The 17,749-nt window shown below is 64.3% G+C and carries 17 protein-coding genes; 12 read left to right on the top strand and 5 right to left on the bottom strand.

What is annotated here, in order from left to right:
- Nucleotides 1-79 precede the first annotated feature (79 nt).
- The 4 genes from FXB40_RS37955 to FXB40_RS37940 are packed head-to-tail and all read left to right on the top strand — an operon-like array spanning nt 80 to nt 3,404.
- Entirely contained in the window at nt 80-997 is a 918-nt protein-coding gene (locus FXB40_RS37955; RefSeq protein WP_148777384.1) for a branched-chain amino acid ABC transporter permease, read from the top strand.
- Nucleotides 994-1,938 (top strand): branched-chain amino acid ABC transporter permease, encoded by a 945-nt coding sequence (locus FXB40_RS37950; protein WP_148777383.1) that lies wholly within the window; start codon nt 994-996, stop codon nt 1,936-1,938. Before FXB40_RS37955 ends, FXB40_RS37950 begins: the two co-directional genes overlap by 4 nt.
- The gene (locus FXB40_RS37945; RefSeq protein ID WP_148777382.1) at nt 1,931-2,698 is read left to right on the top strand and encodes an ABC transporter ATP-binding protein; all 768 of its coding nucleotides are present in this window, start codon (nt 1,931-1,933) and stop codon (nt 2,696-2,698) included. Before FXB40_RS37950 ends, FXB40_RS37945 begins: the two co-directional genes overlap by 8 nt.
- On the top strand, nt 2,691-3,404 hold the full coding sequence (locus FXB40_RS37940) for an ABC transporter ATP-binding protein (protein WP_148777381.1): 714 nt from the start codon (nt 2,691-2,693) through the stop codon (nt 3,402-3,404). Before FXB40_RS37945 ends, FXB40_RS37940 begins: the two co-directional genes overlap by 8 nt.
- Nucleotides 3,405-3,518: 114 nt before the next feature.
- On the opposite strand, the gene FXB40_RS37935 is transcribed toward FXB40_RS37940, so the two are convergent.
- On the bottom strand, nt 3,519-3,872 hold the full coding sequence (locus tag FXB40_RS37935; RefSeq protein WP_148777380.1) for a hypothetical protein: 354 nt from the start codon (nt 3,870-3,872) through the stop codon (nt 3,519-3,521).
- Between the two features lie 378 nt (nt 3,873-4,250).
- Here FXB40_RS37935 and FXB40_RS37930 point away from each other — a divergent pair, with 378 nt between their 5' ends.
- Nucleotides 4,251-4,739: a MarR family winged helix-turn-helix transcriptional regulator gene (locus FXB40_RS37930; RefSeq protein WP_148777379.1), complete on the top strand. Its 489-nt coding sequence runs from the start codon at nt 4,251-4,253 to the stop codon at nt 4,737-4,739.
- A gap of 3 nt (nt 4,740-4,742) precedes the next feature.
- On the top strand, nt 4,743-6,188 hold the full coding sequence (locus FXB40_RS37925) for an MFS transporter (RefSeq protein ID WP_148777378.1): 1,446 nt from the start codon (nt 4,743-4,745) through the stop codon (nt 6,186-6,188).
- An 8-nt stretch (nt 6,189-6,196) separates the two neighbouring features.
- On the opposite strand, the gene FXB40_RS37920 is transcribed toward FXB40_RS37925, so the two are convergent.
- Together FXB40_RS37920 and FXB40_RS37915 are read right to left on the bottom strand one after the other, a co-directional pair.
- Nucleotides 6,197-7,633: a glutamine synthetase family protein gene (locus FXB40_RS37920; RefSeq protein WP_148777377.1), complete on the bottom strand. Its 1,437-nt coding sequence runs from the start codon at nt 7,631-7,633 to the stop codon at nt 6,197-6,199.
- A 130-nt stretch (nt 7,634-7,763) separates the two neighbouring features.
- Nucleotides 7,764-9,122: an aromatic ring-hydroxylating dioxygenase subunit alpha gene (locus FXB40_RS37915; protein ID WP_148777376.1), complete on the bottom strand. Its 1,359-nt coding sequence runs from the start codon at nt 9,120-9,122 to the stop codon at nt 7,764-7,766.
- A gap of 113 nt (nt 9,123-9,235) precedes the next feature.
- Between FXB40_RS37915 and FXB40_RS37910 the strand changes: the two genes are divergently transcribed.
- Nucleotides 9,236-10,021: an IclR family transcriptional regulator domain-containing protein gene (locus FXB40_RS37910; RefSeq protein WP_148777375.1), complete on the top strand. Its 786-nt coding sequence runs from the start codon at nt 9,236-9,238 to the stop codon at nt 10,019-10,021.
- Between the two features lie 6 nt (nt 10,022-10,027).
- Here FXB40_RS37910 and FXB40_RS37905 read toward each other — a convergent pair whose 3' ends face one another.
- Together FXB40_RS37905 and FXB40_RS37900 are read right to left on the bottom strand one after the other, a co-directional pair.
- A complete protein-coding gene (locus FXB40_RS37905) occupies nt 10,028-10,420 on the bottom strand; it encodes a group II truncated hemoglobin (protein WP_148777374.1) in 393 nt (130 codons plus the stop codon).
- 13 nt (nt 10,421-10,433) lie between these two features.
- The gene (locus FXB40_RS37900) at nt 10,434-11,342 is read right to left on the bottom strand and encodes a helix-turn-helix transcriptional regulator (protein WP_148777373.1); all 909 of its coding nucleotides are present in this window, start codon (nt 11,340-11,342) and stop codon (nt 10,434-10,436) included.
- A 140-nt stretch (nt 11,343-11,482) separates the two neighbouring features.
- Between FXB40_RS37900 and FXB40_RS37895 the strand changes: the two genes are divergently transcribed.
- The 5 genes from FXB40_RS37895 (at nt 11,483) to boxB (ending at nt 17,677) form a co-directional block, all read left to right on the top strand.
- Nucleotides 11,483-13,024 (top strand): benzoate-CoA ligase family protein, encoded by a 1,542-nt coding sequence (locus FXB40_RS37895; protein WP_148777372.1) that lies wholly within the window; start codon nt 11,483-11,485, stop codon nt 13,022-13,024.
- A 31-nt stretch (nt 13,025-13,055) separates the two neighbouring features.
- Complete coding sequence (locus FXB40_RS37890; protein WP_148777371.1) at nt 13,056-13,871, top strand: alpha/beta fold hydrolase; 816 nt, start codon at nt 13,056-13,058, stop codon at nt 13,869-13,871.
- An 18-nt stretch (nt 13,872-13,889) separates the two neighbouring features.
- Nucleotides 13,890-14,414: a DUF309 domain-containing protein gene (locus tag FXB40_RS37885; RefSeq protein WP_148777370.1), complete on the top strand. Its 525-nt coding sequence runs from the start codon at nt 13,890-13,892 to the stop codon at nt 14,412-14,414.
- 111 nt (nt 14,415-14,525) lie between these two features.
- On the top strand, nt 14,526-16,214 hold the full coding sequence (gene boxC, locus FXB40_RS37880) for a 2,3-epoxybenzoyl-CoA dihydrolase (RefSeq protein ID WP_148777369.1): 1,689 nt from the start codon (nt 14,526-14,528) through the stop codon (nt 16,212-16,214).
- Nucleotides 16,215-16,225: 11 nt separating this feature from the next.
- On the top strand, nt 16,226-17,677 hold the full coding sequence (boxB, locus tag FXB40_RS37875) for a benzoyl-CoA 2,3-epoxidase subunit BoxB (RefSeq protein WP_148777368.1): 1,452 nt from the start codon (nt 16,226-16,228) through the stop codon (nt 17,675-17,677).
- Nucleotides 17,678-17,749 lie beyond the last annotated feature (72 nt).

The raw sequence follows: 17,749 nt of genomic DNA, 5'->3' as shown, positions 1-17,749 counted from the left end.
GAGGCAGGGGGAGCTCTTTCACTGATGGCGACTGTGTTCGAACATCGGCGCGCGTCCGCATGCGCCTGAAAGAGTTTTGATGCTGCTCGTCGTCGAACAGTTCTTGAACGGATTGCAGTTCGGCTTGCTGCTGTTCCTGCTCGCCGCCGGCCTGACGCTGGTGTTCGGGATCATGGATCTCGTCAACCTCGCGCACGGCTCGCTCTACATGATGGGCGCCTATTTCGCCGCGACCTTCGCGGCGTGGACCGGCAGCTTCCTGCTCGGCGCGCTGCTGGCGTTAGGTGCTACCCTTGTGCTCGGCATCGTGCTCGAAATGAGTGCGCTGCGGCATCTGTACGGGCGCGACCATCTCGACCACGTGCTCGCGACCTTCGGCCTGATCCTGTTCTTCAATGAAGCCGTGCGGCTGATCTGGGGCCCAGCGGGCCTCGCGCTGCCGCTGCCGGCCTGGCTTACAGTGCCGGTGCCGATCCTGCCCGGCATTCACTATCCGGCGTACCGCCTCGCCATCATCGTCGTCGCGCTGCTGGTGGCGCTACTGCTCTATCTCGGCGTGATGCGCACCCGCATCGGCATGCTGATCCGCGCCGGCGCCTCCAACCGCGAGATGATCGGCGCGCTCGGCATCAACATCAAGCTGCTCTACACGCTGGTGTTCGGGCTCGGTGCGGCGCTCGCAGGGTTGGCCGGCATGATGCAGGCGCCGATCCTCACCGTGCAGATCGGCATGGGTGAGAACATCCTCATCCTCGCCTTCGTCATCATCGTGATCGGCGGCATCGGCTCGATCCGCGGCGCGTTCCTCGCTGCGATCTTCGTCGGGATGATCGACACGCTCGGCCGCGCCTTTCTGCCCAATCTGCTGCGGCAGGTGCTGAGTGGCGCCGCCGCCTCCACCGCCGCGCCCGCGCTCTCGTCCATGCTGATCTATCTGCTGATGGCGATCGTGCTGGTGGTCCGGCCGGAGGGGCTGTTTCCGGCCAATCGTCGATGAAGACTTTCTCGGTGAGCAAGGCCGTCACGGCCCTGATGCTGGCGGGCCTCGTGTTGCTGCCGCTCTATTCGTATCTGTCCGGCAACATCTTCATCATGACGCTGTTCACCCGCATCGTCATCCTGGCGCTGGCTGCGGCGAGCCTCAACCTCATCATGGGGTTTGGCGGCATGATGAGCTTTGGCCACGCCGCCTATCTCGGCATTGGCGGCTACGCCGTCGGCATGCTCGCGCAGGAAGGTGTCGGAAGCGGCTTCATCCAGTTTCCCGTCGCGCTCGCTGCGTCTGCGATCTATGCGCTGGTGATCGGCGCGCTCTCTTTGCGCACCCGCGGCGTCTATTTCATCATGATCACGCTCGCCTTCGCGCAGATGGCCTATTACGTCGCCTCGGGCCTTGCACGTTACGGCGGCGATGATGGTCTCACCGTTTACAAGCGCAGCGACTTCTCCGGCCTGATCAACCTGTCGAACCGCACGCAGTTCTATTATCTCTGCCTGGCCTGCCTGTTCGCGGTACTCTTCCTGATCTGGCGCATCGTCAATTCGCGCTTCGGCCTCGTGGTGCAGGGCCTGCGCTCCAACGAGCAGCGCATGCAGGCGATCGGCTTCCCGGCCAAGCGCTACCAGCTGGTCTGCTTCGTCATCTCGGGCACCATGTGCGGGCTCGCCGGCGCACTGCTCGCCAACAACACCGATTTCGTCAGCCCGGCCGTGATGTACTGGACCCGCTCCGGCGATCTCATGGTGATGGTGATCCTGGGCGGCATGGGCACGCTGTTTGGCCCTGTCATGGGCGCGGTGGTCTATCTGCTGCTGGAAGAGTTTCTGTCGCAGATCACCGAATATTGGGCGCTGATCATGGGCCCGCTGCTGCTGCTGATCGTGCTGTTCGGTCGTGGCGGAATCATGGGCCTGCTGGGGAGGCTCAATCGTGGCTGAACCCTTGCTCCGCGTCGAAAAGCTGGTGCGCCGCTTCGGCGGCATCACCGCGACTGACAACGTCTCGCTCGACGTTGCCGCGGGCGAGCTGCACGCCATCATCGGCCCGAACGGTGCCGGCAAGACCACGCTGATCAGCCAGCTCACCGGGCATCTCGAGCCGCATTCCGGCAGCGTCTCGTTGGGCGGCCGCGACATCACCCATCTGCCGGCCTATCGCCGCTGCGCGCTGGGTCTCGCACGTTCATTCCAGATCACCTCGCTGCTGCTCGACTTCACCGCCGCCGACAATGTCGCGCTGGCGGCCCAGGCGCATGCAGGCCACTCGTTCCGCTTCTTCGCCAATGCGCGCAAGGAGAAGGGCCTGCGCGATGCCGCGCACGCAGCGCTCGATCGCGTCGGGCTGGCTCATCGCGCCGATGTTCTGGTGTCGAAGCTCAGCCATGGCGAGCGGCGCCAGATCGAGCTTGCGGTGGCGCTCGCCAGCAGGCCAAAATTGCTGCTGCTCGACGAGCCCATGGCCGGTCTCGGCGTCACCGAATCCCAGGGCATGGTAAAGCTGCTCCAGGAGCTGCGCAAAGAGGTCTCGATCGTGCTGGTCGAGCACGACATGCCGGCGGTGTTCGCGCTGGCCGACCGCATCTCGGTGCTGGTTTATGGCCGCGTCATTGCGTCGGGCGATCCCGCCGCGATCCGCGCCAACGAAGACGTCAAGCGCGCCTATCTCGGCGACCAGCACGTGGTGACGCACCATGGCTGACACACTGCTCGACGTCGACGGTATCGAGACCTGCTACGGCCTCAGCCAGGTGCTGTTCGGCCTGTCGCTGTCGATCAAGCCCGGCGAGATGGTCTCACTGATGGGCCGCAACGGCATGGGCAAGACCACGACGATCCGCTCGATCATGGGCCTGACGCCGGCGCGCGCCGGCAGCATCAGCTTTGCGGATACCGAGGTCCGGCAGCTTCCGTCGTACCGGATCGCCAAGCTCGGCATCGGGCTCGTGCCTGAGGGCCGCCAGATCTTCCCGAACCTCACCGTACGCGAAAATCTCGTCGCGGCCGCCGCCGATCGCTTCAGCAGCGCCAATCCCTGGACGCTCGCTGCGATCTACGTGTTGTTCCCGCGGCTCGCCGAGCGCGCCGCCAACATGGGCAACCAGCTCTCCGGCGGCGAGCAGCAGATGCTCGCCATCGGCCGCGCGCTCATGACGAACCCAAAGCTCCTGATCCTGGACGAAGCGACCGAGGGGCTGGCGCCGCTGATCCGCGAAGAGATCTGGAACTGCCTGTCGCTGCTGAAGAGCCGTGGACAGTCGATCCTGGTCGTCGACAAGAACGTCGACCACCTCGCCCGCATCTGCGACCGCCATTTCATCATCGAGCGTGGCAAGACCGTGTGGAGCGGCACGTCGGACCAGCTGATGGCCGAGCCGGACCTCCAGCACAAGTATCTGGGGATCTAGCCCCGCTCTCTCCCCGTCATTGCGAGCGTAGCCAAGCAATCCAGAGTCTTTCCGCGGGGACAGTCTGGATTGCTTCGCTGCGCTCGCAATGACGGAAGAGAGAGCTAAGCCCTCTCACCAATAAATCCCGTGCCGATGCAGCTCGCGGATCACGCGCGCTTCGGTGGATGGTTCGCGATGCTTCGGCTTGGCCGTTTCCGTAGTCGGCTTCGCAGGCGTTGCGGCCGGCGCTGTCGCGGTCTGCGCTGGTGCGGCCGTCGGCGTTGAGGCCGGCGTGGTGGTCGCCGTCTGCACATTCGCCGGTGGCGTTGCGGTCGGAGCCTGTGTGGCCTGCGGCGGAGTTGTGGTTGCCGGCTGGTCAGTCACCTGGCTCGCATTGGTTGCAGAAAGGCTCAGGCTGCGCGGACCGCCGGCATAGGCTTGGCTCGCCAGCAGCGACATCGCCGCGATCACGATCAGCTTGCGCATGGAAACCCCCTTTCGTTTGGTCAATCCATCTGACCTGACTTGCCATCAGCGGGCGAGGTGGTGTCTGCCGATCTCGACCAGGGTTGTCCGGCAGGACAGGTGATAGATCAGGCTGAACAATTTACCCAACATGATCGAACTCCATTGTTGATCATCTACGACAAGGATAGACCTCGCGTCTTTCCGGCCGTTTTCACGGCGTCAGGAAAACGGCTTCGTTCGGGACCGGCGTGATGTCGTCGGAACTGCGCTGACGAAGTCTCCTCACAGGGGTGTGAGGCGTGTCCCCGCCGAAGCCCAAGAGACCTCCCGGGTTGACGTTGCGATAATATCGGGATATCCCTTCATATAGCGGGATATCCCGGTAATGGGGGCGTGATGGCCGAGCAAGAGCTTCCTGTCTTGGAGCGGAATCGCTGCAATTGTGCGGCGCTGCGCAAGGCGTCGCGCCACATGACGCTGTTCTACGATGCCGCGCTGGAGCCCTCGGGGCTGCGCTCAACCCAATACGCGATGCTGACCGAGATCCATCGCCGCGGCGATGCCGCGCCTGCGATCGGCGACCTCGCCGGGGCGCTGGTCATGGATCAATCCACCATCGGCCAGAATTTGCGGCCGCTTCAGCGCGACGGCCTCGTCACCCTGGAGCGCGATGAAGCCGATCGACGAAGCCGCCTGGTCAAGCTGACCCGGGCGGGACGTTCGCGCCTTGCCGACGCACGGCCACTCTGGCTCGCGGCGCAGGAGAAGTTCGAAAACGGCTTTGGCAAGCGTGCCGCCGCCGAGCTGCGAAACCTGTTGGCGGGCATCGCCGGGGATCCGTCGCTGGTCCCCGAGCGGGCTGAATTGCATCACCAAAAGGCATAATCCATGAACAGTATTGAACGCGGCACCTTCGCGCGCGCGGTTCCGCTCGACGATCTCTCGCTGCGGCCCAAGCCTCCCCGTCCGTCGACGTCGCCAAACCTGGTGCTGGCGATCGTCTGCGTCGGCATTTGCCTTGCCAATCTCGACCTCTTCATCGTCAACGTCGCGCTGCCCAGCATCGGGCAGGATTTCAAGGACGCCTCGCTCGATGATATGTCGTGGGTCTTGAACGGCTACGCCATTGCCTATGCCGCGCTGCTGGTGTTCTTCGGACGGCTCGCCGAGCGCCATCGCAGAAATCTCAGCTTCCTGCTCGGTGTCGGCCTCTTCACGGTGGCATCGGCCGCCTGCGCGGCCGCCAACAGCGTCGGGATGTTGACCGCGTTTCGTATCGTGCAGGCCGCAGGCGCCGCACTGATGACGCCGACCTCGCTCGGCCTGCTGCTGGCGGTGTTCGCGCCGGAGAAACGCGGCGGTGCGGTGCGGACTTGGACGGCAATCGGCGGTCTTGCCGCAGCGCTCGGGCCGGTCGTCGGCGGCGTGCTCGTTGCGGTCAACTGGCGCTGGATCTTCTTCGTCAATGTCCCGATCGGCCTCATCGCCATGGTGATCGGCTGGTGGAAGCTGCCGGAGATCGAGGGTCATGACGCGCCACGGCCCAAATTCTTCGATGCCGTGCTGGTGACAGGCGGTATCGGCGCGCTCGTCTTCGCCATCGTCAAGGTCAGCGACTGGGGTTTTCGCGCGCCGGCCATCGGCTACAGTTTTGCCGCCGCCGCCATTCTGCTTGCACTGTTCGTCTGGCGCTGCCTGCGCACTGAAAATCCCTTTGTCGATCCGGCGGTGTTTCGCATCCGTCCCTTCACCGGGGCTGCCCTGGTGATGGCGCCTTACTCGGCAGCCTTCGGCGCCATGCTGCTGTCGGTCGCGCTGTGGGAACAGACGGCGTGGGGATGGTCGGCGTTGCAGACCGGACTTGCGATCGCGCCGGGGCCGCTGATGGTGCCGATCACCTCGCTGCTGTTTGCCGGGCGCTTGATCGCGCGCTTCGGCGCTGCGCCCGTCGTCACCGCCGGCATCGTCGTGTTCGCGGCCGGCCTGGTTGCCTGGGCAACCCTGATTGGACCCGAACCGCATCCGGCCTTCGTGATCATGGGCATGATCCCGACCGGCATTGGCGTCGGCTTGACGTTCCCGACCCTGATGGGCGTCAGCGCCGCAGGCCTGCCGCCGTCGTCCTTCGCGACCGGCTCCGGCGTGATCAATATGATCCGCCAGGCCTCGCTCGCGGTCGGCGTTGCGATCTTCGTCGCCATCATCGGCTCGCCGTCATCCCTGCCGGAGCGCCTCGTGGCGTTCCAGCGCGGATGGTGGGTGATGGTCGCGATCGTCGCGCTCGGCCTGTTGCCGACCTATCTCTACCTCAGGCAGAAGCCGAAGGCGCCGTAACGGAGCCGTCAGAACATCTCGAAATATTCGCGATGTTCCCAGTCGGTCACCTCCGACAAGAAACGGTCGATCTCGGCGTTCTTGATGTGGGTGTAGTAGTCGATGAACTCCGCGCCGAATTTTTCGCGGAAGAACGGATCATCCTTCAGCGCGGAGACCGCATCGCGCAAGGATTTCGGCAGCAGCGGCGCCTTGGTCTCGTAGGGCGTGTCGGCCGAGGGGCCGGGATCGAGCTTGCGGTCGACACCGTCGAGACCTGAGAGGATCTGCGCGGCCATGTAGAGATACGGGTTGGCGGCGGGCTCGCCGACGCGGTTTTCCAGGCGCGTGGCAGCATCGTTGGCGCCACCGAGCACGCGGATCATCACGCCGCGATTGTCGCGGCCCCAGATCGCGCGGTCCGGCGCCAGCGAATAGGAGCGGTAGCGCTTGTAGCCGTTGATGGTCGGCGTCGTGAACACTGTCGCGGCGCGGGCGTGATCGAGCAGGCCTGCGAGATATGAGCGACCGAAGGCGCTGAGCGGCTCGCTGCCTTCCTTCGTCATGAACTGGTTCTCGCCCGTCGTGCGGGAGACGATCGATTGATGCAGGTGCCAGCCGCTCGCAAACAAATTAGGCAGTTTCGGCCGGCACATGAAGGTGGCATGATAGCCGTGCCGGCGCGCGATCTGCTTCACGGCGCTGCGGAACAGCACCATGTTGTCGGCGGGCTCCAGACCCTTCTTCGGCGCAAAGGTGAATTCGCACTGGCTCGGCCCGAATTCGACCTCGACCGAGCGCAGCGGCAGCCCAAGCGCGACGATGTCACGCCGCAGGATCTCGAGCACCGGCTCCATCTGATCAAAACGCTGCTCGGTGAGGTATTGATAGCCGTGAGAGAGCAGGCTCACCGAGGGCGGCGTGCCGGGCTGGCCGGCGTCCTCGGGCCGCATATGCGCGTCATCGAGCTTGAAGATGTGGAATTCGACCTCGAGGCCTGCGACGAAATCGTGGCCGCGGCGTCCGAGCTCGTCGAGCACGCGTGCGTAGAGCCCGCGCGTCGCGAACGGCACCGGACGGCCGTCATTGAAATAGAGATCGCACAACACCCAGCCTGTGGCCGGCGCCCATGGCAGCACGCGGAATGTCGTGGGATCGGCGACCATCAGCACGTCGGCTGCGCCCTCCATCTCCTTCATGCCGAAGCCGCCGCCTGAGGTGAAGACCGGAAACACCGTGCGGTGCGAGGTGTCCTTGGCGAGCATGGTGGTGGTGATGGAGCAGCCGCTCTCCAGCGACGCAACCGCCTCGGACGCGATGATGGTCTTGCCGCGCAAAATGCCGTGCTGGTCGGGGAAGGCGAGGCGGATGACCTCGAGCTTCTTCTCCTCGACGATGCGGCGCACGCGCGCTGCGGCGTCTGTCTGCTCATCCGACCACAGCGCATGACGCGCGACGAAAGTCACTTCACCACTCCTTCAACTGCCGTAGGGTGGGCAAAGCGAAGCGTGCCCACCATTTCTATCGCCCGAACGGAAGCATGGTGGGCACGGCGCTTTGCGCCTTTGCCCACCCTACGGGGTCCGTCCACGCACGTCACTCCGCCGCCGTCAGCCGATGCACGTTGTCGGCGATCTCCTTCGGCACCGGCGCGGTCCACGGCGCGCCGCGGCGACGCTTGACGTCGACTTCCATCCAATAAGTCTCCCAGCCGCGTGTCGGGCCGATGCCGTCCATGGTCGCCGGGCCCTGAATGGAGCGCGCATTGGCCTCGTCCAGGAACAGCATCGGCTTCTCGCCGCCGCCGACCTTCTCGATCTCCTGCCGCAGCAGGCGGCGATATTGCACGATCGCCTTGTCGCTCGAGCCGAGATGCTCCTTGGTGCGGTCCTGGATCGCGCCCATCGATTCCACCGCCCACTGGTCGTGGACGTTGATGTCGTTGCCCATGCCGGTATAGGTCGCGGTCTGCTGCTCGTGCGGATCGAAGCCGTAATCATTGCCGCGGTTCTTGCGCGACTTGTAGTCGGGCAGCTCGTAGAGCTCGAGCCGCTGCTCGCGCATCTTTGTCTTGTCGACCGGGTTCGAATAGCTGGTGAAGATCGCGTACCAGTAGCAGTTCTCGTCGTCGACCGGCACGTGCCACTGCGTGATCGTCATCTCCGTGCTCATGGGGATGACGAAGCCGTGCGGGAAGAGCTGGTTGGTGACGCGCACATGCGTGCGCTCCTCGTCGATCTCGCGCAGCGCGATCAGCCGGAGCCCGTATTCGGTGTGCTCGACATTGATGATCGGACGATCGTATTCGCGCAGGATTTTTGTCATCGGCAGGTCGCTTCCCGCCGAAGCGCCGCGAAACTGCTTGCCGTAGGCCGTGGACGTGTCCTCGTCCTCGAAGAAGCGATGCAGATAGGAGGCGTGCGCGGGATCGATGCCGACCTCCAGCGCCTGCAGCCAGTTGCAGGCCATATGGCCCTTGAATGCAAAGGTATGCGTGCCGGTCGCGACGAAGCAGTCAAGCTCCGGGAATGCCGGCGGCTCACCTTCGCCGAGATAGGCCCAGAGGATGCCGCTCTTCTCCACCACGGGATAGGAGCGCTGGCGAATGTTCTGGCAGAGCTTTGAATCCTTCGGCTCGGCCGGCGTTTCGACGCACTGGCCGGTCGCGTCGAACAGCCAGCCGTGGAAGGCGCAGCGCAGCCCGCCGTGTTCGAGCCGTCCGAAGGCGAGGTCGGCGCCGCGATGGGCGCAGTGGCGATCGATCAGGCCGTAACGCCCGGTCTCGTCCCGAAACAGCACCAGGTTTTCGCCGAGCAATTTGACGGGACGGATCGGTCGCTCACCCTCCAGCTCGTCGACCAGGGCCGCCGGCTGCCAGTAGCTCCGCATCAGTCTGCCGCACGGGTCTTTCGGCCCGGTACGGGTGATCAGGTCGTTCTGCTCCTGGCTCATCATGGCGGTCGCGTCCTTTTCGTGAGGGGCGTTTTGTTCGCCTATTGAACGAATGGGCGAATTATGACATGCCTTGGATCGGCAGCAAGCACTATTTTGCAGGACTATCCCGACCGATGCCTAAGCTGAAGCGGAGCGACACTGACGGACGATCGACGGATTTCGTCGAAGCCCTCGATCGCGGCCTGCGCCTGCTGCAATGCTTCGGCACTAACGCAGGCCCGATGACGCTGAGCGATCTCGCCCGCGCCGCTGATCTCCCGCGCGCCACCGCGCGGCGCATGCTGTTCACGCTCCAGCGCGGAGGCTTTGTCAGTGGCGACGGAAAACTGTTCTCGCTGACGCCGCATGTGCTGACGCTGGCGGCGTCCTATCTGCGCTCCAACCAGCTCGTCACGGTGCTGCAGCCGGTGCTCGATCGCGTCGCGACCGCGGCGAACGAAATCTCCTCGCTCGCGGTGCTCGACGGCGATGACGTCGTATTCATCGCGCGCAGCAGCCCGGCACGAATGTTCTCCGGCGGATTGGAGATCGGCTATCGGTTGCCTGCGTTCTGCACCTCGGTCGGCCGCGCCATGCTCGGCCAGCTTGACGATGTGGATTGTCTTGCGCGCCTGAAAGAGATGAAGCGCGAGGCACTGACGCCGGAGACGGTGACCGATCCCAAGACGCTGCTTGCGCGTATCGCGGCTGATCGTGCCCAGGGCTATTCGCTGGTCGACCGCGAAGCCGAGCCGCATTTCCGCTCGATCTCGGTGCCCGTCCACCGCTACGACGACGTGATCATCGCCGCCATCAACATGGGCGCCCATGTCGATCGCGTGCCGGCGCGGGAATTGATCGACCGCTTCCTGCCGCTGCTGCGCGAGGGGGCAGAATCGGTGCGTTCGCAGCTGTTGTAAGCGGCGCTACCGGTTGCGCATCCAGTCGGCAAGTCCGGATATCGCGCGATCGAGGTCCTGCCGCGCGGCGCTGTCTGTCACTGTTTCCTCCATCGCACCACGCATGCACAGCAGCCACGCGTCGCGTTCCGCATCGCCGATGGCAAAGCCGATATGCCGCTGCCGCAGCCGTGGATGGCCTTTCTCGGGAGAATAGAGTTTTGGGCCACCGGTCCATTCCGTGAGATAGCGCTTCAGCACATCCCTGATCAGGCCGAGATCGTCCGCATGCATCGCGCGGATCACCTTCGCCTCCGGCAGCGTGTCCATGCGGTCGTAGAAGCGATCGACCAACAGGTCGATCGTGGCACGGCCGCCGATCCGCTCGAATATGGAGGTGGTGACGTCGCTGTCGGTCATTCCGCGTTCCAGACTAGAGCGCCACACTGCGCAGCCCGAAGCTGCGCGCTTCGTTCTGCAGCACCGGCCGCACCGCATCGATCAGCCGCGCGGCCGCGGCATCGACCGACAACCCCGCCGTATCCACCACCGCCGCCGCGCGCGCATAGAGCGGCTCGCGGCTGAGCAGGATGTTGCGTAGCTCGGCCATCGCCGAGCGATCATCCGCCATCGGGCGCAGATCGCCCTGGCGGCGGACGCGGGCCATGTGCTCCTCGGGCTCGGCCTTGAGCCAGATCGTGTAGAACGACGACAGGATCTGGTCGAAGGTCAGCGGCTCCGAGACGATGCCGCCGCCGGTCGCCAGCACCATCAGCTCGTTGCGCGCGAGCAACTGTTGCAGCGCAGCCTGCTCCATGCGGCGAAAGCCTTCCTGGCCGTAGAGCGCGATGATCTCGGCGACCGAGAGCCCGTTCTGCTGCTCGACCTCCTTGTTGAGCTCGACAAAGCTCCAGCCGATTTTCTTCGCCAGCATCCGCCCAAGCGTCGATTTGCCGGCGCCGCGCAGGCCGATCAGCGCGATGCCGCAGAACGGCGCGCGCCGCGGCGCCGAGGCACTGCCGCCGGCGAGCAGATCCTTGGCTTGCGCGATCTGCGCCGGCGTTGCCTTGCGCAGCAGATCGCGGAACATCTGCCAGTCCGGCGTCGGATCGGCTGAGGGAAGTAGATCTTCCAGATGCGCGCCCATCGCGTCGGCGACGCGGCGGAGCAGCACGATGGAGACATTGCCCTTGCCGCTCTCGAGCTGCGCGATGTAGCGCTCCGAGATTCCTGATACCTTGGCGAGCACCTTGCGCGACATGCCGCGCAGCGCGCGCATGGTGCGCACGCGCTGGCCGAGCTGTTCGAGAAAGCGGGATTCGGCGTCGGGACTGTCGGTCATGAGCCTTCTTTAGCGGGTACCTTCTTTAAAGGAGGTCCTGCGGCGCGTTTTAATGAAACATAATGCCTGCTGGCATTGACAGCAAGCTGTCGCAATGTCTTTCTATGAATTATAATTCTAAATTCGGGGGGGGGACGACCGTGAGCGAGGGATCCTACAACGCGGTGACCTGGCTGCTCGACCGTAACGTCGAGGAGGGCCGGGGCAGCAAGCTCGTCTTCGACGACACCGTCTCGAGGCTCACCTATGGCGAGCTCCAGCGCGAGACGCGCCGCGCCGCCAACATGCTGCGCCGGCTCGGCGTCCGCCGCGAAGAGCGCGTGGCGATGATCATGCTGGATACGGTCGACTTCCCGATCGTGTTCTTGGGCGCGATCCGCGCCGGCATCGTGCCGGTGCCGCTCAACACGCTGCTGACCGCGGATCAATACGCCTACATCCTCGCCGACTGCCGGGCCCGCGTGCTGTTCGTCTCGGAAGTGCTCTATCCCGTCATCAAGGACGTCGTCGGCCGCATGCCGGATCTCGAGCATGTCGTTGTCTCCGGCGCCAAGCAGAATGGCCACAAGCAGTTCGCCGAGGAGATCGCTGATGAGAGCGATCAATTCACGACCGCCGCGACCCATCCGGATGAGCCGGCATTCTGGCTCTATTCGTCCGGTTCGACCGGCATGCCCAAGGGCGTGCGCCACATCCATTCGAATTTGCAGGCGACCGCCGACACCTATGCGAAACAGGTGCTCGGCATCCGCGAGAACGATGTCGGCCTCTCCGCCGCAAAGCTGTTCTTCGCCTATGGCCTTGGCAATGCGCTGACCTTCCCGATGTCGGTTGGCGCCACCACAATTCTGAACAGCGAGCGCCCGACGCCGGCGCGGATGTTCGACCTGATGAACCGCTACAATCCGTCGATCTTCTACGGCGTGCCGACGCTGTTCGCGGCGATGCTCAACGACGAGACGATGAAGAGCGAGCGCGGCGGCAAGTCCTTGCGCATCTGCACCTCGGCCGGCGAAGCGCTGCCGGAATCCGTCGGCAACAGCTGGAAGGCGCGCTTCGGTGTCGACATTCTCGACGGTGTCGGCTCGACCGAGCTGCTGCACATCTTCCTGTCGAACGCGCCGGGCGACATCAAATACGGCTCGTCCGGCAAGCCGGTGCCGGGCTATGCGGTGCGGCTCGTCAACGAGGCCGGGCAGGACGTCGCTGACGGCGAGGTCGGCGAGCTCCTGGTCGATGCGCCATCGGCTGGCGAAGGCTACTGGAACCAGCGTCACAAGAGCCGCCGCACCTTTGAAGGACCGTGGACCCGCACCGGCGACAAATATATCCGCGACGGCGAGGGCCGCTACACCTTCTGCGGCCGCGCCGACGACATGTTCAAGGTCTCCGGCATCTGGGTCTCACCGTTCGAGGTCGAGAGCGCGCTGATCACGCATCCGGCGGTGCTGGAAGCCGCTGTCGTGCCCGAAGCTGATCCGGAAGGGCTGCTCAAGCCGAAGGCTTTCGTCGTGCTGCGCCCGGGCGTGAAGACGACGGACTTGCAGGAGATGCTGAAGGAGCACGTCAAGCAGAAGATCGGCCCGTGGAAATATCCGCGCTGGATCGACGTGGTGGACTCGCTGCCGAAGACGGCGACGGGAAAGATCCAGCGGTTCAAATTGCGCGAGGGCACGAATTGAACGTGCAGGCCGAGCGAACAGGAATTCGACCATGACTCTCACCCCCACCGGCTTCCTCAGCATCGGCACGGCCCGCCTCGAATACAAATGGCTCGCACCGCAATCCGCTGACGCGCCGACCATCGTCATGCTGCACGAAGGTCTCGGCTCGGTCGGCCTCTGGAACGATTTTCCTGAGAAGATCCAGCAAGCGACCGGCGCCGGCATCTTCGTCTATTCGCGTGCGGGCTATGGCCAGTCGAGCCCGGTGACGCTGCCACGTCCGCTCGACTACATGCAGCACGAGGCGCTCGATGTGCTGCCCAAGGTACTCGACGCCATTCCCTTCAAGCGTGGCCTGCTGCTCGGCCATTCCGACGGCGGCTCGATTGCGGCGATCTATGCCGGCGCGCATCAGGATCATCGCCTGCAAGGCATCGCGCTGATTGCGCCGCATTTCATCGTCGAGGACATCTCGGTGGAGTCGATCGCCGCGATCAAGACAACGTACGAAACCACCGATCTCAAGGCAAAGCTCGCGCGCTGGCACAAGGACGTCGACAATGCCTTTTACGGCTGGAACGGCGCCTGGCTCGATCCGAAATTCCGTGATTGGGACATCTCGGAATATCTGGCCTACATCCGCGTTCCTGTCTTGGTCGTGCAAGGTAGGGATGACCAATATGGGACACTGCAGCAGGTCGAAATCGCGCAGGAAGAGTGCTACTGTCCGGTAGATTTGAAGATTATTTCAGACGCGGGCCATTCCCCGCATCGTGAAGCGCCCGGAGCGACGCTTGACGCAATTGAGCAATTTGCAAAAGCGGCCCTGCGCGACGATCAGGGACTCCAGGGGCGCGCCGCATGATCACGCGGAGGCACATCTATGAATGTGCCTTCACATGCGAGCGGCGCTTTGCCATGGCCGCAATGGGCCTATGTGCCGGGCGAGACGACCGAGCTGGATGCGGACTACGAGACGCTCGATATCGCCAAGGCGTTGGTGCCCTCGGCGTTCCGTGGCTACGTGCCGGCGCGCCATCCGGCGCTGCGCTATGGGCTTGCGCTGAACGACCGCGGCTATTTCTGGGAATCGCAGGAGGTGCTGGAAGCGTTGTGGGCCGCGGCGCCGCAAGGCGGCCGCGAGCGCATTTTGCTGCGGGCCTGCATCCTTGTCGCCAATGCGAATCTGCGGCTGCGCATGCAGAAGGCGCATTCGGCGGCGCGCTTGTTTGGAGATGCGCTCACCGAGCTGCGCGCGCTGACTTCCCGGAAGGCGGCCCCGGCCGGTGACGGCTTTGTCGAGAGCTTTCCAGTGCCGGCGCTAACGGCCTTGCTGCAGGCCAAGCTCGGCCGTGCCCAGCTCACCAAGGCCGACTGGATCGGGCTCGGCGCCATCGTGCGGTCCTGAGCGTCCCTATGAAACAAAGTGCATGTATCGGCGATTAGAGACTAGACGCGCTCAGCAACATGCATTATTGTGCATCTAACGGTAAAACCAAGACGAGTTCAAGGGTGGCCCATGGCCGGGGAAGATCGGCGCCTCGCAGGCGGCGCTACGTTCATCGATTTCCAGACCGAACCGTCCCGCTACAAGCACTGGAAGCTGGCGGTCGATGGTGACGTCGCGACGCTGACCATGGACGTCGACGAGAATGGCGGCCTGTTCGAGGGCTATCTGCTCAAGCTCAATTCCTACGATCTCGGGGTGGACATCGAGCTTGCCGACGTGGTGCAACGGCTGCGCTTCGAGCATCCCGAGGTGAAGGTCGTAGTGATGCGCTCGGCCAAGAACCGCGTGTTCTGCGCCGGCGCCAACATCCGCATGCTCGCGGGCTCAACCCACGCTCACAAAGTGAACTTCTGCAAGTTCACCAACGAGACCCGCAACGGCATGGAAGATTCATCGGAGAATTCCGGCCAGCGCTTCATCACGGTCGTAAACGGCTCCGCCGCCGGCGGCGGCTATGAGCTGGCGCTCGCGACCGACCACATCATTCTCGCCGACGACGGCGCCTCCGCCGTCGCGCTGCCCGAGGTGCCGCTGCTCGCGGTGCTGCCGGGCACCGGCGGTCTCACCCGTGTCGTCGACAAGCGAAAAGTGCGCCGCGACCACGCTGATTTTTTCTGTACCATCGAGGAAGGCGTCAAGGGCAAGCGCGCCGTGCAGTGGCGCCTCGTTGACGAGATCGCGCCGAACTCCAAGCTCGAGGCCAAGGTCGTCGAGCGCGCCAAGGAATTTGCGGCCGCGTCGAAACGCGCTGGCAGCGGCAAGGGCATCGCGCTTTCCCCGCTCAAGCGCACGATCGACGAGACCAGCATCCGCTACGGCTTCGTCACCGTCGATATCGACCGCACAGCCCGCATCGCCACCATCTCGATCAAGGCGCCGGAGGCAGCGGCTCCCGCCGACATCGACGGCATGATGGCGCAGGGCGCTGCGTTCTGGCCGCTGCAGGTCGCGCGCGAGCTCGACGACGCCATCCTGCATTTGCGCATCAACGAGCTCGAGATCGCGATGCTGGTGTTCAAGAGCCACGGCGACCGCGCCCATGTGCTCGCCAGCGACGCCTTCCTTGAAGCCAACAAGGCGCACTGGCTGGTCAACGAAATCCGCCACTACTGGAAGCGGGTGCTCAAGCGCATCGATGTCACCTCGCGCACGCTGGTGGCGCTGGTCGAGCCCGGCTCGTGCTTTGCCGGCACCTTGGCCGAGCTCGTCTTCGCCGCCGACCGGTCCTACATGCTGATCGGCACGCGCCAGGGCGACAACCAGCCGCCGCCGTCGATCGAACTGTCGGCGATGAATTTCGGCCCGTATCCGATGAGCCATGGCCTGACGCGGCTGGAGTCGCGCTTCCAGGCCGATCCGGCGGATGTGGAGCGCGCGGAAGCTACGCGCGGCACCAGTCTCGACGCCGAGCAGGCCGAAGAACTCGGCCTCGTCACCTTCGCGCTCGACGACATCGATTGGGACGACGAGGTCCGCGTGTTCCTGGAGGAACGCGCCAGCTTCTCGCCCGACAGTCTCACCGGCATGGAAGCGAGCCTGCGCTTCGTCGGTCCGGAGACGATGGAATCAAAAATCTTCTCGCGCCTGACCGCGTGGCAGAACTGGATCTTCCAGCGCCCGAACGCCGTCGGCGAGGAAGGCGCGCTGCGCCGCTATGGCAGCGGCCAGAAGCCGAAATTCGATATGACGCGGGTTTAAGGAGCACGGCCATGAACATGAACATCATGAACGTCGACTACTCGACCAAGATTCCGAACAACGTGAATCTCGCGGAAGACCGCCAGGTGCTGAAGGCGCTGGAAGGCTGGCACCCAGGCTACATGGATTGGTGGAGCGACATGGGGCCGGAAGGCTTCCAGGAATCGCTGGTGTATCTGCGCACCGCTTACTCCGTTGATCCGCGCGGCTGGGCCAAGTTCGATTATGTCCGCATGCCCGACTATCGCTGGGGCATTCTGCTCGCGCCGCAGGAAGAGAATCGCGTCGTTCCCTTCGGCGAGCATTTTGGCGAGCCGGCCTGGCAGGAAGTCCCGGGCGAGTACCGCGCCATGCTGCGCCGCCTGATCGTGATCCAGGGCGACACGGAGCCCGCCTCGGTCGAGCAGCAGCGCCATCTCGGCAAGACCGCGCCCTCGCTCTACGACATGCGCAATCTGTTCCAGGTCAACGTCGAGGAAGGCCGCCATCTCTGGGCGATGGTCTACCTGCTGCAGAAGTACTTTGGTCGCGACGGCCGCGAGGAAGCCGATGATTTGCTGCGCCGCCGCTCCGGCGATGCCGACGCGCCGCGCATGCTCGGGGCCTTCAACGAGGCGACGCCGGACTGGCTGTCCTTCTTCATGTTCACCTATTTCACCGACCGCGACGGCAAGATGCAGCTGCACTCGCTGGCGCAGTCGGGCTTCGACCCGCTGTCGCGCACCTGCCGCTTCATGTTGACGGAGGAAGCGCATCACATGTTCGTCGGCGAGACCGGCATCACCCGCGTCGTGCAGCGCACTTGCGACGCGATGCGCGAGGCCGGCATCACCGATCCGACCGATATCGCAAAAGTCCGCGCGCTCGGCGTGATCGATCTTCCGACTATCCAGAAGAAGCTGAACCTGCACTACACGCTGTCGCTTGATCTGTTCGGCTCGGAAGTCTCGACCAACGCGGCCAACGCCTTCAACACCGGCATCAAGGGCCGCTATCACGAGACCCAGATCGACGACGATCACCAGCTCAAGAACGCGACCTATCCGGTGCTCAAGTTCATCGACGGCGAGATCAAGCTGGTCGACGAGCCGGCGCTGACAGCGCTCAACATGCGCCTGCGCGACGATTACAGCCAGGATTGCGTCAAGGGCATGCTGCGCTGGAACAAGGTGATCTCGACCGCGGGCTATAACTTTCAGCTCAAGCTGCCGAACGTCGCTTTCCATCGCCACATCGGCGAGTTCAAGGGCATCCACGCCACGCCGGATGGTCTCTTGATCGACGACGCCACCTGGACCAAGCGCAAGGACGATTGGCTGCCCTCGACCGTCGACGGCGACTTCATCACCTCGCTGATGCAGCCCGTCACCGAGACCGGCCAGTTCGCGTCGTGGATTTCGCCGCCGAAGGTGGGTATCGATAACAAGCCGGGTGATTTCGAGTACGTGAAGATCGAGTCGTAGGCGCCAGCAGCCGACGCTCGCGCCAAAAACTCCGCTGCCGTCCCGGCGAAAGCCCTAGGGCATGCACATATC

Origin of the sequence: Bradyrhizobium rifense (assembly GCF_008123425.1) — a bacterium.
Lineage (GTDB): Bacteria > Pseudomonadota > Alphaproteobacteria > Rhizobiales > Xanthobacteraceae > Bradyrhizobium > Bradyrhizobium rifense.
This window is presented reverse-complemented; position numbering and strand designations above follow the sequence as displayed.